Origin of the sequence: uncultured Aggregatibacter sp. (assembly GCF_901873365.1) — a bacterium.
In the GTDB taxonomy this organism is placed as follows: domain Bacteria; phylum Pseudomonadota; class Gammaproteobacteria; order Enterobacterales; family Pasteurellaceae; genus Aggregatibacter.
Window position 1 is genome coordinate 1 of record NZ_CABFLM010000036.1, and the last position, 569, is coordinate 569.

Genomic DNA, 569 nt, shown 5'->3' on the forward strand with positions numbered 1-569 from the left:
TTTCTATATTTATTTAAAAATAATCCTGAAGTAGGGTAATTTCTATTTTCTATTTGATAGATATTCTTCATATCAGTTTATTCCATTGCATTTATAATAATTTTTCCAAGCATCTGCAATTTGCGCTTGATGGTTCTTATCGCCACCTTCCCAACATGTTTGTTCCCTTATTGAACGGGCTAGTGCTAATTGCTTCCAGGCTGATGCTCTAATCTCTTGATCATATTTACTCATACTAGGTTTACATCCTCCTAATTTTCCTACTGTATTTTTTGCATTATGGACATCTTTATTCAATTTATTATAAACATCATCCGGACATTTAGGTTTATTAGGGCATTTGCCAATATCATTGGTTTCTTCAGACTCCTCCGTCGCCTCCGTCGCCTCCGCCGCCTCCATTATTCCCACACCGATAAGAATACCAGTCATAGCAGCAGCTGTATGGGCTAATGCTTCCAAAAGCCAAGGCGCCGCAAGCACCAGTGGAAATAAGCCCAATGGATCAACTTGATTCTGCACCGTGCCCTCAAACCGATACAAATTCATCCCCCCCATCAACCCAATCG

The 569-nt window shown here is 39.9% G+C and carries 1 protein-coding gene; it reads right to left on the reverse strand.

The features are described from left to right. Positions 1 to 72 precede the first annotated feature (72 nt). On the reverse strand, positions 73 to 569 hold a 497-nt coding region (locus tag QZ106_RS01115; protein WP_295973183.1), incomplete at its 5' end, for a hypothetical protein.